This window comes from Sphingobacterium sp. SGR-19 (assembly GCF_011043555.1).
Lineage (GTDB): Bacteria > Bacteroidota > Bacteroidia > Sphingobacteriales > Sphingobacteriaceae > Sphingobacterium.
Window position 1 is genome coordinate 156,682 of record NZ_JAAKGS010000001.1, and the last position, 19,399, is coordinate 176,080.

13 protein-coding genes are annotated in these 19,399 nt (G+C 42.4%); 10 read left to right on the forward strand and 3 right to left on the reverse strand.

The genetic code is table 11. The features are described 5' to 3' along the window. Positions 1–30: 30 nt before the first annotated feature. Together trxA and G5B43_RS00695 are read left to right on the forward strand one after the other, a co-directional pair. The gene (gene trxA, locus G5B43_RS00690; protein WP_165292802.1) at positions 31–348 is read left to right on the forward strand and encodes a thioredoxin; all 318 of its coding nucleotides are present in this window, start codon (positions 31–33) and stop codon (positions 346–348) included. 113 nt (positions 349–461) lie between these two features. Then, a complete protein-coding gene (locus G5B43_RS00695; protein ID WP_165292803.1) occupies positions 462–1,025 on the forward strand; it encodes a DUF4256 domain-containing protein in 564 nt (187 codons plus the stop codon). Positions 1,026–1,052: 27 nt separating this feature from the next. Here G5B43_RS00695 and G5B43_RS00700 read toward each other — a convergent pair whose 3' ends face one another. Continuing rightward, complete coding sequence (locus G5B43_RS00700; RefSeq protein WP_165292804.1) at positions 1,053–1,991, reverse strand: SMP-30/gluconolactonase/LRE family protein; 939 nt, start codon at positions 1,989–1,991, stop codon at positions 1,053–1,055. Between the two features lie 205 nt (positions 1,992–2,196). Between G5B43_RS00700 and htpG the strand changes: the two genes are divergently transcribed. Next, positions 2,197–4,083 carry a molecular chaperone HtpG gene (htpG, locus tag G5B43_RS00705; RefSeq protein WP_165292805.1) on the forward strand — a complete coding sequence of 629 codons (1,887 nt, stop codon included), beginning with the start codon at positions 2,197–2,199 and terminating at the stop codon, positions 4,081–4,083. Positions 4,084–4,117: 34 nt separating this feature from the next. Here htpG and G5B43_RS00710 read toward each other — a convergent pair whose 3' ends face one another. Then, positions 4,118–6,871, reverse strand: a complete 2,754-nt coding sequence (locus G5B43_RS00710) for a substrate-binding domain-containing protein (RefSeq protein WP_165292806.1) — start codon at positions 6,869–6,871, stop codon at positions 4,118–4,120. Positions 6,872–7,167: 296 nt separating this feature from the next. On the opposite strand from G5B43_RS00710, the gene G5B43_RS00715 reads away from it, so the two are divergent. The 7 genes from G5B43_RS00715 to G5B43_RS00745 are packed head-to-tail and all read left to right on the forward strand — an operon-like array spanning position 7,168 to position 18,652. Further along, entirely contained in the window at positions 7,168–8,496 is a 1,329-nt protein-coding gene (locus G5B43_RS00715; protein WP_165292807.1) for a sugar porter family MFS transporter, read from the forward strand. 12 nt (positions 8,497–8,508) lie between these two features. Further along, complete coding sequence (locus tag G5B43_RS00720) at positions 8,509–9,450, forward strand: carbohydrate kinase family protein (RefSeq protein ID WP_165292808.1); 942 nt, start codon at positions 8,509–8,511, stop codon at positions 9,448–9,450. Between the two features lie 53 nt (positions 9,451–9,503). Continuing rightward, complete coding sequence (locus G5B43_RS00725) at positions 9,504–12,629, forward strand: SusC/RagA family TonB-linked outer membrane protein (RefSeq protein ID WP_165292809.1); 3,126 nt, start codon at positions 9,504–9,506, stop codon at positions 12,627–12,629. A 35-nt stretch (positions 12,630–12,664) separates the two neighbouring features. After that, positions 12,665–14,347, forward strand: coding sequence for a RagB/SusD family nutrient uptake outer membrane protein (locus tag G5B43_RS00730; RefSeq protein ID WP_165292810.1), 1,683 nt, complete (start codon positions 12,665–12,667; stop codon positions 14,345–14,347). Between the two features lie 26 nt (positions 14,348–14,373). Next, positions 14,374–15,483: a hypothetical protein gene (locus G5B43_RS00735; protein WP_165292811.1), complete on the forward strand. Its 1,110-nt coding sequence runs from the start codon at positions 14,374–14,376 to the stop codon at positions 15,481–15,483. Positions 15,484–15,487: 4 nt separating this feature from the next. Next, a complete protein-coding gene (locus G5B43_RS00740; protein WP_165292812.1) occupies positions 15,488–17,083 on the forward strand; it encodes a glycoside hydrolase family 32 protein in 1,596 nt (531 codons plus the stop codon). Positions 17,084–17,137: 54 nt separating this feature from the next. After that, complete coding sequence (locus tag G5B43_RS00745; protein ID WP_165292813.1) at positions 17,138–18,652, forward strand: glycoside hydrolase family 32 protein; 1,515 nt, start codon at positions 17,138–17,140, stop codon at positions 18,650–18,652. A gap of 13 nt (positions 18,653–18,665) precedes the next feature. Here the strand turns inward: G5B43_RS00745 and G5B43_RS00750 are convergent, their stop codons facing one another. After that, on the reverse strand, positions 18,666–19,343 hold the full coding sequence (locus G5B43_RS00750; protein ID WP_165292814.1) for a hypothetical protein: 678 nt from the start codon (positions 19,341–19,343) through the stop codon (positions 18,666–18,668). Positions 19,344–19,399 lie beyond the last annotated feature (56 nt).

Consider the following 19,399-nt stretch of genomic DNA (forward strand, 5'->3'; position numbering starts at 1 on the left):
TGTATAAGAGAAATCAGAAAAATTAATATTATGGCATTAGAAATTACAGATAGCAATTTTGAAGAGCTTGTTCTTAAATCAGATAAACCTGTTTTAATTGATTTTTGGGCAGAATGGTGTGGCCCTTGCCGTATGGTTGGTCCCGTAGTAGATGAAATCGCGACGGAATATGAAGGACAAGCGGTAGTAGGAAAAGTAAATGTGGATAATAATCCGGACATTTCTGTTAAATATGGTATTCGCAATATTCCCGCTTTGTTGTTCTTCAAAAACGGCGAAATTGTTGATAAGCAGATTGGTGCTGTACCCAAATCTGTTTTGGTAGAGAAGTTAAGTAAACAACTTTAAACATCCCGAAGAAAATAAAAAAAGCCGGTCTTTCAACAAGAACGGCTTTTTTTATCTTCGCTTAAAACAGATTTATTGTATATTCGTTTTTTTCAATCAAACAGCGCTATACCATGAGTAATAAAATGAAACTCTCGCAGGAACAAACAGACGAGCTTCTCGAAACTTTGAAAACACGGTTTGAAAAAAATAGAAACCGCCATCCTGATTTGGATTGGGCAAAAATACAGGAAAGGCTCGTTGCCAGCCCTAGAAAGCTTTGGTCTCTTCATCAAATGGAGGAAACGGGAGGCGAACCGGATGTAATAGATTACCAAAAGGAGACGGATGAATATGTATTTTGTGATTGTGTGGCGGAAAGCCCAAAAGGGAGAAGGAGTGTCTGCTATGATCCCGAAGCACTGGAATCCAGAAAAGAACATAAGCCTAAACATAGCGCTGTAGGAATGGCTGCTGAAATGGGAATCGACCTTTTAACCGAAGAACAATACCGCGCGCTACAGACACTTGGAAAGTTTGATGCTAAAACTTCCAGTTGGGTATTGACACCATCTGCCATCCGAGAAAAAGGCGGTGCTATTTTCGGAGATTGGCGATACGGTCAGGTTTTTATTTACCATAATGGCGCAGAGTCCTACTACGCTGCCCGCGGTTTTCGAGGTATATTAACGCTTTAAGAGCTGTAAATAAACCTCCGGAAGATGTTATTTAAGTCCAATACGTAACACCTTTCCACTATTGGTTATATACAATGTTTTCTCATCGGAAGACAAAGCCACATTGGAAGCGGCCTCATCCAACGCGATTTTACCAAGTACTTTGGCTGTGCTGTCGAATATCCATATGCCGCCAGGACCGCTTGCATACACGATGCCATTGCTGTCGATCTTCAAACCATCCGGTAATCCCGGTAACCCACCGCGTTCGTTCGTCGCACTGTAAAATAGTTTCGGTGTTACAGCGGTGTCTGTCAAATCCAATATATACCAATTCGCAGCGTTAGGATCGGAATTGCCGATCAACAGCTTTTGTCCGTCCGGAAAAAATGCGATACCATTGGGTTTACTAATCTTATCGGTCAACAACATAACTTCACCGTTTTGTTTTACTTTATATACACCGTTAAAAGGTATTTCCTTCTCGGGATCATCGTCACGCTGTGTGGGCAATCCATAAGGCGGGTCTGTGAAAAATAACACACCTTCCTTATTGTACACCGCATCATTGGGACTATTGAGACGTTTATCATCATATTTATCTACTAGAGAAATAAAGTTTGATTTAGGTTGCTGTAACGTGGCATCCATTCGGGCGATCTGACGGTTACCATGTTGACACAACACCAGGTTTCCGAGATCATCTAACAATAAGCCATTGCTGCCTGGCTCCTTACGTCGATTAGGATGATCACTCGTATCGCCACTAGGTTTTACATAAACTTCACTTCCGTCTTCCGTCGTCCACTTGTAAATCGTATTCGTCGGCACATCCGAGAACAATAACATTTGCTCACTTTCGATCCATAGCGGTCCTTCACTCCATTCAAAGCCTTCGGCAATAATTTCTGCTATTGCAGAACTGTCGATAATAGCATCCAGAGCTGCATCATAGCGCTCAATGTGACCGGTTGTGTCGTATGTCATTTGTTTAGATTGTTGAGGGTTATTACAAGAAAATACGGTAATCAAAATATAAGGAATAAATGCAAGCTTCATCGTTGGGTATGTTTGTGACTGTCTAAATTACATTTTTTCTTTCGATAACTGTCATCCTGTCCTAAAAAAGACAAATGGAATGCTCCTTGATATGATTCTAATTGATTTTTTATAGACAAAAACTAAATAATATATGCAAGAAAAAGGTAGTATTTCGATCCATACCGAGAATATTTTTCCGGTGATTAAGAAGTTTCTTTATTCCGATAATGAAATCTTTTTACGCGAGTTGGTATCCAACGCTGTGGATGCGTCTCAAAAGATAAAGAGATTATCTTCTTTGGGACAGTTTCAAGGTGAGCTGGGTGATCTGACCATCGACGTGAATTTCGACGAAAACGCCAAAACGATTACCATTTCCGATCGTGGTATCGGTATGACGGCAGAAGAGATCAAAAAATACATTAACCAAATAGCATTTTCGGGTGCTACAGAGTTTATGGAGAAATTTAAAGAAGCGAACGATGCCAACGAGATCATTGGTCGCTTCGGTCTTGGTTTTTATTCTGCTTTTATGGTCGCAGACAAAGTAGAAATTCAGTCTTTGTCACATCAAGACGGAGCTGCTCCGGCGCACTGGACTTGTGATGGAAGTACCTCTTACGAAATAAGCGAAGGCACGCGCACAGAACGCGGTACCGATGTGATTCTCCATATCAATGAGGAATCGCAGGAGTTTTTGAACGAAGGTCGTCTGAGCGAGATTTTAAATAAATATGCGCGCTTCTTACCCGTTCCTGTACGGTTTGGAACCAAAACAGAATCACAGCCCGATGGGGAAGACGAAGAAGGCAAGCCAAAATATAAATCGGTAGAAGTCGATAATATTATCAATAACACAACACCGGCATGGACGAAGGCACCATCCGAACTAAAAGATGAAGATTATCTAGCATTCTATCGTGAGTTGTATCCCTATTCAATGGACGAACCTCTGTTCTGGATACACCTCAATGTTGATTATCCGTTTAACTTAACGGGTATCCTATACTTTCCGAAAATAAAGAACGAAATGGATATCCAGCGAAATAAAATTCAGTTGTATTCCCGCCAGGTATTTATTACGGACGAGGTGAAGGACATCGTACCGGAATTTCTGATGTTGCTACAAGGTGTTATCGACTCGCCGGATATTCCGTTGAACGTATCCCGCTCGTTCCTGCAGGCAGATAGCAACGTGAAGAAGATTAACAATTATATCACCAAGAAAGTTGCCGATAAGCTAAATGAGATATTTAAAGCTGACCGTAAGAACTTTGAACAAAAGTGGAATGATATAGCGCTCTTTATCAAATATGGAATGTTAAGCGATGAAAAGTTTGCAGAAAAAGCCAATGATTTCTGCTTGTTGTCTAATATGGACAACGAGAGCTTTACACTAAAAGAATACTACGAAAAAGTAAAAGACATTCAAGTCGATAAAGATGGTAATATTGTGTATCTATATACCAACGATCCGTCACAGCAGGACGGCTTTATCGCTTCGGTGAAAGAGAAAGGCTATGATGTATTGGTACTCGATGGTCAATTGGACAACCATTTCGTGGGCTATTTAGAACAAAAAGGTGGTGAGAAGATCCAAGCAAAACGCGTGGATGCGGACGTTGTTGACAAATTGATCCAGAAAGAGGAAACACAGACGTTATCTTTATCGGAAGAAGAATCAAAGAAAGCATCGGAACTCTTTGAGAAAGCGATTTCCAGAGCCGATATGAAAGTGGAAGTTGACGCGCTAAACGCGGATGGCCTACCCGTTTCGGTTACGGAAGACGAGTTTATGCGCCGGATGAAAGACATGGCGAAAACAGGAGGAGGCATGGGCTTCTATGGCACATTACCTGATAATTATAAAGTGACCGTCAATGGAAACCACCCGTTGATAAAGCGAATTTTGGAGAGCTCCGAAGAGGATGGAACACAGCTGGCGAAACAAGCTTTTGATTTGGCCTTATTATCTCGTGGCCTGTTAAAAGGAGCAGATTTAACTTCCTTTATCAAACGAAGCGTTGGAATGATTTAATAAAAATATGGGTTGACCGTCGGTCGACCCATTATTATTTCAGCTTGTCCTTTCTATATGCCGTTGGCGTAATCCCAAATTGTTTTTTGAAAGCTGCGGCAAAATAGGCCGCTGAGGAAAAACCTACTTTTTCAGCCACTTCATTGATATGCAACCCTTCCAGTAAAAGGTGTTTAGATTTGGTTAAACGACGTTGGAGAAGGTATTCATTTACACTACTGTTCAATAGGGTCTTGGTTTTGCGGTACAGCTGTACGCGGGAGATATTCAGCGCATGTGCAATATCTTCTACACTGAGTGATTTTTTTCCGATATGTTCCTCGATAACCATATCTAAACTTTGCATAAACCGTTTATCCTGTGCAGTATGTTGTTTTATATCCGTTGCCGTTTCTCCCGGCTCTAAAATGCTGGTGTAATGATCTTTCAGTTGTCGACGGGAAGTAAGGAGGTTGGTTATCACGGCTTTTAGGTGGTCGACACGAAAAGGTTTGGTAAGGTATGCATCCGCCATCAGGCGCATTCCCTCAATTTTATCCTCTTCCGTATCCAGCGCGCTTAGCAATAGTACGGGGGTTTTGTTAAACTGTGGACTGTTTTTGATCATTTTTAATAGATCTAAACCGCTTCCATCGGGCAACATAATGTCGCTCACAATGAGATCTGGATAACTTTGTTCCATTTTTGCCATAGCATCCCGATAGCTTTTGGCAAATAGTAAATTATATTCCTTTTCGAGAATATCTTTCAAGAACAGACGGATATCCGGATGGTCGTCAACGACCAGAATATTAGCAGCCTTACTGGAATAAAACGAAACGGTTTCCTCGGTAAGCTCCTCTACATTCAAGATGTGCTCCTCACGTTCCGTTTGCCGTGTAGAAGTATGGTCTAGTAAACTTTTCTTTTCGTCTTCTGATAAATGTAAATGTCCCGTAGGCAAACGTAACGTAAACGACGAACCGACCCCTTTTTTACTACTGACGGTCACTTGGCCGTGATGAAGTTCAACAATCTCCTTTACATAGGCCAAACCAATACCTGAACCGGAAAGGTGCTGTTCGCCTTGATAAAAATTGTCAAAGATATAGTCCATATCCGTAACAGATATACCACTTCCATTATCAACTACCCGAATATATAAATGATCCCCAAAGGTATTTTCTTCTACTACGACACTTATCTTTCCTCCTGTTGCTGTAAATTTAAAAGCATTTGATAACAGATTGGAAAGTGCCTGTTCCATTAAATACTCGTCAATCCAGATTTCTTTGTGCGGTGTTTTGTTGATGTAGCTTAACGATATCCGTTTTTTCTGCGATAAGGGTTTAAAACTTGCCAATACCTGCTGGACAAACGTATCAATCTGTACAGGGGCAGCTTGCAACTTTCTTTTGGCCTTGTCAATACGATGAATGTCAATCAGGTCGGTAACAAGGTTTTGTAGCTTTTTTGCATTCCGTTTTATACGTGCTAGTTGGTCTGCACCCTCAGAAGACAAATTTTTCTCTTTCTCCAATTCCTCCATAGGGGTAAGAATAAGTGTAAGCGGTGTTTTAAATTCGTGGGATACGTTCGTGAAAAATTTACTTTGCGCTTCGGAAGCAGTCCGTATCTGTTCATTCATCTCCACAATTTGCTGTTGTTGGGAGAGTATCTCCTCATTTTGTTTTTCAAGATGTTTATTTTTCTCCCAATTACTTTTGATAACAATAATTGAAATTCCCCCGAATACCACCGCTAGTACTAAGCTTGTTATCAGGATATTCAATGTCGTCTGTTGATTTCGGTATATTTTATTCTGTTCGACGATAAGCTCTTGCCGTTTATCTATATCTTCCTGTTGTTCCTGTATTTTGTTGGATTGCAACATCATGAGTCCTGCGTTATCTTGATTGATGACAATTGTTCCCAGAATATTATCCCGTTTATAGGGTTTACGTTGCAAAATAGCCATTGCGGTGCGAATAGCCTCCGTGCCGCCGGTGGGATAGAGCATGGAAGCGAATAATGCTCCGTTGACAATTTCCGATAGTCCATTGCCTTCGCCGGGAAGAGCATCAATACCGATAACCCTTTTATGGTTTTCACCCGCCTCCCGGAGTGCTTGGATGACACCAAAAGCCATCTGGTCATTAAAAGCTAGAATAATATCTTGCTCAAGAAGCTGTTTAATATGCTGTTTAGCTTGTGCATAGGCGGTATTTCTTTCCCAGTCGCTTTGTATTTCAACCCCTAGACGAACCGTGCCTGCACTATCTAATGCATCGAGTAGTCCTTTCTTCCTTTCAATAGATGCCGATGTACCTTTCAGCCCTGTGACAATACCTATTTGTCCCTGTCCGCTGAGCGTATGCACCATAAACTGTGCAGCTAGTTTACCAATCGCAAGGTTGTCCGCCCCAACATATGCGTTATATAAACCGGACGATGTTTTGCGGTCGGTGACAATCACCGGAATATTTTTTTGAAAAACGGAATCGACAATAGGCGTCAATGGTTCGGCTTCATTGGGCGAAACAATAAGCAGATCGATATCCTGTTCAAGCAGCTCTCTGATTTGCTGTATCTGCTTTTGGTTATCTCCTCTGGCATCGTGGTAGATAAATTCGATGTCCGGATAGAAAGAGAGCTCCCTTTTCATCTCATCCAGCATGGTTTCCCGCCAGGCGTCATCACCGATACACTGTGAAAAAGCGATGGTAAACTGCGTATTATTTCCACTCGGCTGACAAGCATGACAGCACAGAAGTATCACGAAAGCAAAAAAAATGTAAAACCTTGACATCCCCGTGTTTTTGAATTTTCTCGACAAGATACATCTTTTTGTTTTTTCCTAACAGAACAACAAATCTTAGTGTGTAAAATACACTTTTTGTTGATCGTTTCGATAGGTAACATAATCTAAAGAAATGGTACAAAATTGATATTCTTAAATATCTAAATAAAATTTAAAAAATTGATACATAACTATTTAATCAACTATTGTCGTTGATACAAATTTGATATAATTAAGTTGGCGATTATTTAAGCAGAGATGACGTTCATGTTAATTTTGGATTAATCAGTTGTAAATAAAGTAACATGAACAAAAACACAGTTTTGGCCTGGTCATTCGTAGTGGCATTAGGCGGATTTTTATTCGGCTTTGATACGGCCGTTATATCAGGTGCAGAAAAAGCCGTCCAGCTATTCTGGTCGCTAAGCGAATTTCAGCACGGTTTAACGATGGCCATAGCACTAATCGGAACAGTTATGGGAGCTGCAATGGGCGCTTATCCATCGGATAAATTGGGCCGTAAAACAACCTTATTTCTGGTAGCGGCACTCTACTTCTTTTCAGCTATTGGCACCGCACTCGCACAAGATTGGAATATCTTTATCATTTTCCGTTTCTTAGGCGGTATTGGAGTAGGTGTATCGTCCGTAACCGCACCTATATATATATCCGAGATTTCACCGGCTAAATCTCGAGGGAAATTGGTTGGGTTATTTCAGTTTAATGTGGTATTAGGAATATTGGTCGCATATCTGTCCAATTATTTTATCGGCCAAGGCGGAGAAGAGTCGTGGCGTTGGATGCTTGGTGTACAAGCCTTTCCATCCCTTATTTTCTTTATCTTGATTTTCTTCGTACCAGAGAGCCCGCGTTGGTTGTTATTGCACCGCGGAAAAAAAGAGGAAGCTACGGCTATTATGCAGAAAGTCAGTGGTAAACAAGCTGAGCAGGATATTGAATTGATATTGAAAAATCAACAAAAAACGCAGACAAAAGGAGAGGGACGTTTGTTCTCGAAAGCCAACAATCTTCCCATTATGCTGGCCGTTTTATTCGCCATATTCAATCAGGTATCGGGTATTAATGCCATTATTTATTATGCACCTCGCGTTTTTGAAATGGCAGGACTGGGTGCACAAAGTTCGTTGCTGTCTACCGTTGGAATTGGATTGGTCAATTTTATTTTTACCCTGCTGGCCATCAATTTTATCGATAAGGTCGGGCGACGTAAGCTCATGTTTATCGGATCTATAGGCATGATTGGAGCGTTATCGTTGGTATCGTATGCTTTTTTCTCCGGTGTTACCGAAGGTATGGCGATAACCGTCTACCTCATGTTGTTTATTGCCTTTTTTGCCTTCTCACAAGGCGCGGTGATATGGGTGTTTATATCGGAGATTTTCCCCAATGATGTACGAGCCAAAGGACAGACACTGGGAAGTTTAACCCATTGGGTCATGGCAGCAATTATTACTTTTTGTTTTCCGGCACTCACCGAATTATTAGGAGGAGGTTATACATTCTTGATCTTCGCGGGATGTATGGTACTACAGCTGCTCTATGTATGGAAATTGATGCCGGAGACCAAAGGGAAATCGCTCGAGGATATGGGGGATGCGATGCCATTACATTAATTGAAAAAGAACATGAAGAACGAAATATTAAATATCAAAGGGGTTTGTTTTGGGGAAGTGCTTTGGGATAACTTGCCTACAGGACGAAAATTAGGCGGTGCACCACTCAATGTAGCGTATCATTTAAATAAGTTGGGTATCCCTACCGATATGCTTACACGTGTAGGTGAGGATGCAGAGGGAGAAGATATCATGACACTATGTGCCGAATTGGCTATACCCTTAACGCTTTTCCAGAAAGATAATAAATACCCAACATCGACCGTAGAAGTCCATATCGATGAAAAAAAAGATGTTCGTTACGACATCGTGTTTCCTGTTGCCTGGGATAATATTGCGTTAGGAGAAAAAGAGATAAAAACTGTTCGTCAAGCTGATTTTTTTGTGTTCGGTAGTTTATCTACACGTCATAATGCCACTTACAAAACGCTTCAGACCTTAATACAAGTCGCAAATTACAAGGTGTTGGACGTAAACTTGCGGGCGCCGCATTATACAAAAGAGCGCATCTTTGAATTACTAGGATATGCTGATTTGGTGAAGATGAACGAAGAGGAACTGGGTTTTGTAGCAACTTGGTTGGAGTTGCCAGATACCGATACTGATGCCGCAAAAGCGGAAGCCGTCATGACCACCTTTAACATCAATGAGCTTATCGTAACCTATGGGGCGAAAGGCGCTATTTATCATTCGAAGCTGGGGAAATTCTCTTATCATTTTCCAGCATTAAGAGTCGAAGTGAAAGATACCATTGGTAGCGGTGATTCTTTTCTGGCAGCTTTTCTGTCGCAGCGTTGCCGCCAAGATAAACAGGCAACACCGGAAGAAATGTTGGAGTTTGCCACAACGCTAAGTGCCTTTGTTACACAAAGTACAGGAGCATGTCCGAGTTATGACGCGCCTACTATCAATAGATTTGTATGGTTGAATTCTTTAGACAATACCAAATATTAAACACACTAATAGACAAACGTAAATATTTTATTTATTAACAAGCAACCGATTATATGTTTACAAAAAAGAAAGCAATCCTGCTTCTGTACATGGTTCTTTTTTCTGTTACCAGCTTTGCACAGCAGGTAACACTTCAGGGAAGAGTGACAGACAGCAGTACAGACGTGCCCATAGTGGGTGCATCTTTAATGGTTAGGGGAACCGAGCAGGCGACACAGACAAATGAAAAAGGAGAATTCACGTTGTTGCTACCAAACGATAACGCGTCCCTGGAAGTATCTTACGTTGGATATGAAACGCAAACCGTAGCCACAGGAACCACAAGATTTATGGAGATTCGCTTGGTCAGCATCGAACAGGGACTAGAAGAAGTGGTGGTTACGGGGTACCAGACCGAGCGCAAAAAAGATTTGACCGGCGCGGTTTCCGTCGTAAATGTGACGGAAATGATGAAAGCGCCCGAAAACAATCCAATTAAAGCTTTACAAGGACGTGTTCCGGGCATGACCGTAACGGCAGATGGTAACCCCAGCGGTGCGGCTACGGTACGGATGCGTGGGATCAGCTCCTTAAATAGCAGCCAAGACCCATTATACGTTATTGATGGTGTGCCTACTCAGGGAGGAATGCATGAGTTGAATTCGAACGATATCGAGAGTATACAGGTATTGAAAGATGCCTCTTCCGCAAGCATTTACGGTTCACGGGCAGCAAATGGTGTTATTGTTATCACGACTAAGAGAGGAAAATCGGGTGATCCAAAGATCACTTTTGATGCCTACGCGACAAGTACCTTTTTCAATAACCGTATGGAAGTACTCAATGCGCAGGAATACGGACAAGCTATGTGGCAGGCGATGATGAACAGCGGAGCCAACCCGAATAGTAATAATATTGGTTATCAGTTTGATTGGAGTAACGACGCCGACGGTCAGCCGCAGTTGGATCATATTTATGTATCTCAATTTCTGGACAACAGACAGACGATGCGCGCTTCGGATACCGATTGGTTCGACGAGGTGTCTAAACCGGGGTTGATTCAATCCTATAATGGTTCATTTAGCTCTGCAACCGATAAAAGTAGTTCATTTTTCTCGTTGGGGTATTTTCATAACAACGGAACGTTGAAGCATACGAATTTTAAACGTATATCGGCCCGTTTGAATACCGACTACAAATTTTTTGATGGAAAACTGGTCGTAGGAGAAAACTTTACGGTGAACAACACGGGAGAAGTACAAGTACCTGGAGATGTACTGGATCTTTCATTAAAAGCGTTACCCGTTATTCCAGTGCATACGGTGGATGGTATAGGTTGGGGAGGCCCTTCTCAAGGAATGAATGACCGACATAACCCGATGCGATTGCTTTACGACAATCGGAACAATGCCTACAATTATTGGCGGCTTTTCGGAAATGCCTATGCAAATTTGGAGATTATAAAGGATTTGCATTTGAGAACCAGTTACGGTGTTGACTATGGCAACTTTTATAAACGTCATATGGAAGTTTCCTATCAATCCGGTTTTTTGAATAACAATAGAACGGGCGTCAATATGGAACAAAGCCATGGGATGAAATGGACCTGGTCAAACACCGCGAATTATAGAAAAACAATAGAGAAACATGTCTTTGACATATTAGGCGGTATGGAGATGAATAGAGAGCGGGACATTTCCTTTAATGCTTATACAGCAGGAGAAGGCGCGTTCGTTATTGAAACACCCGAATATATGTGGCCAGGCGTCAGTACCGGAACAGCTGCAGTAGGTGGCGGTTCGACAGGTTTTTCTTTGCTTTCTTATTTCGGAAAAGTAAACTACGTATTTGATGATCGTTACCTAGCTTCTTTTACTGTTAGACACGACGGGTCTTCACGCTTCGGAAAAAATAACCGTTTTGCAACCTTCCCTGCGGTAACAGCAGGTTGGCGTATTTCAGAAGAGCGTTTTATGGAAAGCACTAAAAGCTTTATTTCTGACTTAAAGCTACGGGTAGGTTGGGGTCAGACCGGAAATCAAGGTATCGATAACTTAGCGACCTATGCACTCTTTGTACCGGAATATGGTGTCGCCGACCCGACCTGGGATATCGTAAATGGAACAGCTTATGACTTGGCAGGAAACGGATCGGGGATTTTACCATCGGGATATCGCAAGATCCAGACCCAAAACGATGATTTGAAATGGGAGACAACAACACAAACCAATATCGGTCTCGATTTTTCACTTTTCGGACAGAACTTATTCGGCTCGGTTGATTGGTACGTGAAAGCCACCAAGGATATGTTGATTAATCCTGCTTACATCGGTGTGGTGGGTGAAGGCGGCTATCGTTGGGCAAACGGTGCTTCCATGGAGAACAAAGGTATTGATGTGACCACTGGTTATCGTAATAAGACGGCTTTTGGCCTGGACTATGAATTAACAGGGGTTATTTCTGCTTATAAAAATAAGATAACGCATTTGCCGGAAGCGGTGGAAAACTCGTATGGTGGCCGTCAAGGAGATAACATTATTGGTCGTCCATTGGGATCATTCTACGGTTTCGTGACAGATGGTATTTTTCAAAATCAAGATGAAGTAAATGCACATGTTAACCAGACCGGTAAAGGTATCGGACGTTTACGTTATGTAAATATTTATGATACGGACAACGATATTACCGATCTTGACCGGACCTGGATAGGGAATCCACATCCTGATTTTTCGTACAGCTTGAATGCAACGCTTAAATATAAAGGGTTTGATCTCTCTGCTTATTTTCAAGGTGTACAAGGTATTGATGTCGAAAACTGGTTAAAAAAACAGACCGATTTCTGGAGTGTGGACGATGTCAATTCAAATAAGGGAAGGCGCTTGTTGAATGCTTGGACACCGCAAAACAGCAGTTCCGATATTCCTGCTTTGCAAACGACCAATAACAACGACGAAGGCCGTCTTTCTACATACTATATAGAAAATGGCTCGTATTTAAAATTACGCAATTTGTCTTTTGGGTATACGCTTCCCACTGACATGGTTTCGCGATTGCGCATGAGTCGTCTACGCTTCTATGTGACCGGACAAAATTTGTTCACGGTAAAATCAAAAGCATTTACAGGGGTAGATCCTGAAAATGTGGGATGGGGTTACCCTATTCCAACCACCTGGACGGCAGGATTGAATGTTATATTTTAATCATTTAGAAGACAAACGTTAATCATTATTACACCATGAAAAGAGCACTTAATAAAATAGTTACGATGATGTTGGCCACCGGTTTGTTAACAGGTTGTGCCGATTTCCTGGACGAAACACCCAATGGGGTGCTTAGTTCAGATCAGGTAAATGACGTGGATAGGCTGCTTACGGCGACCTACTCGGCTTTGGGAAACGATCACTACGATGTACCTTTTAGCTTATGGCCTTACGGTACTGTCCGCTCAGATGACGCCTATAAAGGCGGCTCTGGTCCGCAGGATATACAGGTTTTTCATTTCTTGGAAGTATCCAATAATATCATGACCAATTTTGGCGAGGTGGATCGTCTATGGTTTCAATGTTACCTTGCCATCTCCCGTGCGAATACGACAATCCGTACGATACACGAAGCTGGTGACTTTGAGGGTAAAGAAGTAAAACTAGCAGAAACCCGTTTTTTGCGGGGGCATTTTTACTTTATGCTTAAAATCCTGTTCAAATATGTACCCTATATAGACGAAAATACACCAATCGATAGCTATGAAACCGTGTCCAATCGGGAACTGTCGAACGATGAGCTTTGGCAGAAAATCGTTGATGACTTTCAATATGCTGTAGATAATTTACCTCCGACACAAACGGAGATCGGGCGGGCTAATCAGACGGCTGCTGCTGCATACCTAGCAAAAGCTTATTTGTATAAGGCATATAGGCAAGGTGATCCGGAGCGAAATACCGTCACAGGAATTGATGCGGCAGACTTGGAAAAAGTGTTGCAAAACACACAGATCGTGTTATCTTCGGACTACAGCCTGGAAGCTGATTTTGCCTTCAATTTTTTGCCCGGTAGTTATGAAAATGGTAAAGAAGCTATATTTTCCGTACAATATTCGAAGGACGATGGAACGAAATTCGGACGGGTAAACCTGTCGGATGTCCTTTCGGTACCGATGGGGTTAGGTTGTTGTGATTTTAAAAAACCAAGCCAGAGTTTGGTCAACGCTTTCCGCACAACCGGCAATGGGTTACCAATAGAAAATTACAATACATTGGATAACTATAGTAACACAGAAAAATACGATCCAAGACTTTTCCATACGGTAGCCATCCCGGGTTTACCTTATAAATACAATACAGACCGTTTGTATGAAGAAAATTGGAACCGTAACCCGGCAGATTATTCTGTATACGCTTCGTTAAAAGAAAATGTAGACCCCGACTGCGATTGTTTTGTACCGATGGTTCCTTTCTATGCCAATACCAAAAATCGGATTCTGATTCGTTTCGCTGATGTCTTATTGATGCGGGCTGAGGCACTTATCGAACTACATCGTCCTCAAGAAGCTTTGCCTTTAATCAATGAGATACGCGCCCGTGCAAAAAGTAGCATGCAGTTCACAGGTTACACCAGCGACAAGACACTTATTGAAACTTATAGAGACGGTGTGAATATTAACTGGAGTGAATCAGTCGCCCGGGAAGCACTACGATGGGAGAGACGGCTGGAATTGGCTATGGAAAACGAACGTTTTTTTGATTTGGTGCGTTGGGGCGTAGCCGAGCAGACTATGAACGCTTATTACAATGCGGAACGGTCGCGCCGATCGTATTATGCTTCTGCACAGTTTGCAGCGAATAAGCACGAGTACCTGCCTATTCCCGAAGCACAGATTAGGTTAAGTAAGTATCTGTACCAACAGAATCCTGGATATTAAAAAGAGGGTTTGAAAAATAAAATCGTATGAACACGTTAAAAATAATCATCAATATAGGACTGGTTCTACTACTCGGCGGGCTTTTTAATGCCTGCAAGCAAGAAGTAGCCGATTCGCTGGATTTGAATGCTGATGTCCATGTGCTGGCGTTTAAAGTAGCCCATGTTAATGGCGTCGTAGATAACGAAACCGGAACAATCACGGTTCTAGTTCCAGCGGGTACCGATTTATCCGCTGTCGCACCTGTTATCGATTTGCCTGCCAATGCAGCAATAAAGCCAGCTTCCGGAGTTGCGCAGAATTTCCAGTTTTCTGCTAGTTCGCCAGTAATATACCGTGTGTATAATGGAAATGTATTCCAGACGTATCGCGTAATAGTTAAGGAAATCAAAGCCGAAATAACAGCTTTTCGTATCGGGAACCGTACCGGTATGATCAACCAAAATGATAACAGTATTGTCATTTATTTACCCGAGGGTACCGATCTGACCCAGCTTAGCCCGATGGTAGAATACACCGACGGGGCAGAAATATCTCCGGCACAAGGAAACTATGTTGATTTCAGTTCGCCGGTAACCTATACGTTGTCGTATATGGGAGAAACGTTCAGCTATACAGCCACGGCAATAATAGGAGATGAGCCGAAGCAGCCGTTGATCATCTTCAACGGTGAAAACATTGCCCCCCAATGGGCGGATTTGGGAACGGCGGTTGAAAACCAAAGTAACAACCCTAAAACCGATGGAATCAATGCTTCACCTTTATGTGTTTCCATGGTGCGAAATGCAGTTACAGGAGAAGGATGGCATGGAGGAGCACTTTGGAACGAGAACAAAGTAAACATCGATCCCGCTGAATATAACCGTTTCTCCATTATGGTGCTTAAACAGGTGGCTGGAGATGTACAGCTTGAAATACAATCTGATGGCGAAAACAATAAGGATTGGTTAAGAGCATGGTATTCCGAAGATCATCTCGGTGAATGGCAGGAGTTGATTTTTGAAATTCCTGCGAATCGCACAGCGATCATTAATAATATCCTGGTGATGCCGCATGAGCACCCTAACGGGTCGCCTCTGGCTTTCGAAACACAGCGGATGTATTGGGACGAATTGAAAGCACTTCCTAAAGAATAACGATATGAAAGCAATGATAGGCCTATTTCCAGTTTTATTCTTTATACACCTGCTGGCAGGGTGCAAAAACAATGAGATACCTGCTCCGACCGATCCAGAACCCGACCCCACGGTTGATATGTCTATAACATGCAGTAACAAGCAAGAAGCCGGAGGATATCAGCTGTTTTATAAACCACAACAGGGCTTTGTGGGTGATCCGATGCCTTATTTCAATGCGGATGACAATAAATTTTACTTGTTCTATCTGTATGAAAATGCAAATCATCATCCTATTTATCTGACAAGATCTGCTGATTTTGCATCTTTTGAAGGTTTTACAGAAATCATACCTTCTGGAGCGATAGGAAGTCAAGAAGAGTGGATAGGCACGGGGAGTTTTATAAAAAAAGATAATACGTACTATAGCTTTTATACCGGGCATAATGCCCATCTGAATCCAGCTGAAAAAGTGATGATGGCTACGTCATCGGATATGCTAAATTGGACGAAACAACCGGCAGCCGCCTTCCAAGCACCGGGCGGATATGATCAAAATAACTTCCGAGATCCCCATGTTTATTGGGACGAAACGCGTAATAGCTATGTGATGCTGGTTACGACCCGTAAAGATGGTAAAGGGACACTTGCACGTTTTACATCTCCGGACTTGAGCAACTGGTCACTCATCGAGCCTTTAGTAGCAACAACGTCTGACCATCCCGGAAAGCACGAAATAGAAACGGACTCGGAAATATTGGAATGCCCGGATATATTTAAAATGGATAACCAATGGTACCTAACGTTTTCCCGTATTAATCGTGATGAGCATCGTAAAACCTTTTATCGGATTTCGGATTCGCCCGATGGTCCGTGGAGGATTTGTCGTGATGCGGATGGACATCACGAGACGTTTGATGGGTTATACCTATATGCCGGAAAGACGGCGAGTAACGGCACTACACGTTACCTATCGGGATGGTGTTCTACCGGACAGACGGTAAACAGTAATAACGAGTTGCACTGGTCTGGATCGCTGATCTCGCACAAATTGGTAAAACAACCGAGTGGTAAACTGTATCCGGCTATTCCCGATGCCGTGGATGCAAAGTTTAATACAGAAGTGGCTTTTGCCCAGATAAAATCAGAAGGCAATGTTTCAAACGATGCGAATACTTTTACAATCAGTACCTCGTCTTCTGATCGGAGTTATGCACTATTCAATCGAAATACGGAACCGGTAAAGATTTCGATGAAAATAGATGCGTCACAATCTGAACGTTTTGGTTTTTCATTCGGGGCCTGTGATGATTTGTCAGAGGTTTATAGTGTATCTTTTGACTTAACTTCATCCAATCGTTGGGAGATGCCTTCTCTATTTATGCATCAAGAAAATAGGAATTCCGCAACGAAGAAAGAACTCAATTTTACACCGCTCATTGTTCCGGCAAACCAGGTGTTTGATGTCAAGATCGTCATCGAAAACTCGATTTGTGTGGTCTACGTAAATAATAATGTTGCGTTTACCAATCGTATATACAAAATGCATGAAAACCCTTGGGCTATTTTTTCAGATAACGGGACAATAAAAATATCGGGAATGGCCATAACAAAATCCTGATAGGGATGTTTAATGAAATACTTTTATAAACAAATTATTAAAGGAATAACAACGATGAATAAATTAACAATTGGCTTATTCGCCCTTGCTTTAGTTGGATGCGGACCACAACAACCCTCCACGGAACATAACCAGCAGATCGATAATTTGGAAGACTTTCGCCCGGCTTATCACTTTTCTCCCAAAAAAGGTTGGATGAACGACCCCAACGGTCTGGTTTATCTGGATGGAACCTACCATCTGTTTTTCCAACATAATCCGGATGATACAAAATGGGGGCCGATGCACTGGGGACATGCCACGAGTACGGATTTAGTTCACTGGGAGGAGCAGGAGATCGCACTTTTCCCCGATAGCTTAGGCACCATCTTCTCAGGAAGTGCCGTTATCGACAAAGACAATACAGCAGGCTTTGGTGCGAATGCGTTAGTAGCTATATACACCAATCATAGCCACGAAATCGAAGATCAGAAAACCGGGCTGCACCAAACCCAGAGTATCGCCTATAGTTTGGATCAAGGTAAGACATGGACGAAGTATGACGGTAATCCGGTATTGCCTAATCCGGGTATCTGGGATTTCCGCGATCCCAAGGTGATGTGGCATACCGAAACAAAGCAATGGATCATGACGCTTGCCACAAAGCAGTCCATTACCTTTTACGGTTCTAAAAATCTGAAAGAGTGGGAAAGACTAAGCGAGTTTGGCGAGGGGATAGGTGCACATGGAGGCGTATGGGAATGTCCGGATTTATTACCGTTCTCTACAGCCGAAGGCGAGAAATGGGTATTGTTGGTTAGCATCAATCCCGGCGGACCGAACACCGGTTCGGCAACGCAATATTTTGTCGGAGACTTCAACGGCAAAACCTTTACAACTGCACAGAATAATATCCGTTGGATGGATTACGGCCCGGACAATTACGCTGGCGTTACTTTTTCAAATACCGGCGACCGCAAATTACTGATCGGCTGGATGAGCAACTGGGAATATGCAAACGATGTTCCGGCATCTAATTGGCGAAGTGGGAATACGATTGTGCGGGAATTGGGCTTAGTGAAAGAAGGTGATAAATGGTTGTTAACTTCTACCCCTGCTTCGGAAATTGATAAGGTAAGCAGCGAGGTAACAACCAAATCCAAGTCGGTAGAATTAGCGAATGAAGCAGATTTAAGTGACGCTATCGCTTCCCTCCAGAATACCTTTGACGCATCGTTTACATTGAAAAAAGCTACGGGCTTCCGCGTAACGCTATCGAATGAAGAGGGAGATGCCTTGGTGTTTGGTTATGATGTGGACAAGCAGCAGTATTTCATCGATCGTTCAAAAGCGGGCGACGCAAATTTCAGCGATAAATTTATCCATCGTCCGGTTGCACCACGATTGGTTCAAGGAGATGATTTGGATATTCGTTTCTTGTTGGATCGTAATTCCATCGAATTATTTGCTGACGGAGGAAAAAGCAATATGAGTGCTTTATTCTTTACGAAGAAGCCGTTTACGAAATTGCAAATAGCAGCAGACGAAGCGAATATGCTGGATGGTTTTGAGGTGAAGGCGGTACGATAGGGCAGTAGAAATTCTACTGCTCTCCCCACACAGTCTCTAACACCTGCACATCCTTTGTCAATTGCGCTGTTTTTTGCAGGATATCGCTATAGGTGCTGTACAGTATGTTGTATTGTTGGATATAACTGTCCAGGAGGAGATAAACATCTGCCAATACAGTTAGAAACTGCTGGAGATCTTTATCGAGTGAAACGACATCCACATGCATATCTTCGTGGTGCCTAAAGACCGAATCAAGTACTTCAAAACGCAGTGGATCGATCGGTTTTTCCCCTCTGCAATAGGTATCCGCGATGGTGATATATTCCCTGTCACGCGTACCGATAACATCATAAAACTGTACCAGTTTACGATGCTGCTCGATGACGCTGTTATAGAAGTTGCGCAATTCGACCTGAAAGCCAACCTCCAGTTCGGTATGCAAACTTTTGCTGGAGAAATCAACATGCTCTTTATAAAAACCAAACATATCGTTTAATTCATCTCGCTCTTCATCCAATTTATGGAGGTTTATGAGGGCAAGCTGCGCTTCGCCTTTTTCTTTTTCGAATAGGAGTTTCATACGCCAGACCTGGTCGTGTGCCAATCTATAATTATCCAAAGCTTGGGTCTCGTGATTTAGGGGGTAGCGATCGTCATGTGCTTGATAGCTGATGGTGCGGAGCGGATGATCTATGGTAATAGTTTTCATTTTTATATATTGGTTTTTAAACATACTAAAAAAATACGATAACCTAAGTATCCGAC

Excerpts from the sequence above, each read along its gene's own strand:
- trxA (WP_165292802.1), top strand. The coding sequence starts at position 31 with ATGGCATTAGAAATTACAGATAGCAATTTTGAAGAGCTTGTTCTTAAA.
- G5B43_RS00695 (WP_165292803.1), top strand. The coding sequence starts at position 462 with ATGAGTAATAAAATGAAACTCTCGCAGGAACAAACAGACGAGCTTCTC.
- G5B43_RS00700 (WP_165292804.1), bottom strand. The coding sequence starts at position 1,991 with ATGACATACGACACAACCGGTCACATTGAGCGCTATGATGCAGCTCTG.
- htpG (WP_165292805.1), top strand. The coding sequence starts at position 2,197 with ATGCAAGAAAAAGGTAGTATTTCGATCCATACCGAGAATATTTTTCCG.
- G5B43_RS00710 (WP_165292806.1), bottom strand. The coding sequence starts at position 6,871 with ATGTCAAGGTTTTACATTTTTTTTGCTTTCGTGATACTTCTGTGCTGT.
- G5B43_RS00715 (WP_165292807.1), top strand. The coding sequence starts at position 7,168 with ATGAACAAAAACACAGTTTTGGCCTGGTCATTCGTAGTGGCATTAGGC.
- G5B43_RS00720 (WP_165292808.1), top strand. The coding sequence starts at position 8,509 with ATGAAGAACGAAATATTAAATATCAAAGGGGTTTGTTTTGGGGAAGTG.
- G5B43_RS00725 (WP_165292809.1), top strand. The coding sequence starts at position 9,504 with ATGTTTACAAAAAAGAAAGCAATCCTGCTTCTGTACATGGTTCTTTTT.
- G5B43_RS00730 (WP_165292810.1), top strand. The coding sequence starts at position 12,665 with ATGAAAAGAGCACTTAATAAAATAGTTACGATGATGTTGGCCACCGGT.
- G5B43_RS00735 (WP_165292811.1), top strand. The coding sequence starts at position 14,374 with ATGAACACGTTAAAAATAATCATCAATATAGGACTGGTTCTACTACTC.
- G5B43_RS00740 (WP_165292812.1), top strand. The coding sequence starts at position 15,488 with ATGAAAGCAATGATAGGCCTATTTCCAGTTTTATTCTTTATACACCTG.
- G5B43_RS00745 (WP_165292813.1), top strand. The coding sequence starts at position 17,138 with ATGAATAAATTAACAATTGGCTTATTCGCCCTTGCTTTAGTTGGATGC.
- G5B43_RS00750 (WP_165292814.1), bottom strand. The coding sequence starts at position 19,343 with ATGAAAACTATTACCATAGATCATCCGCTCCGCACCATCAGCTATCAA.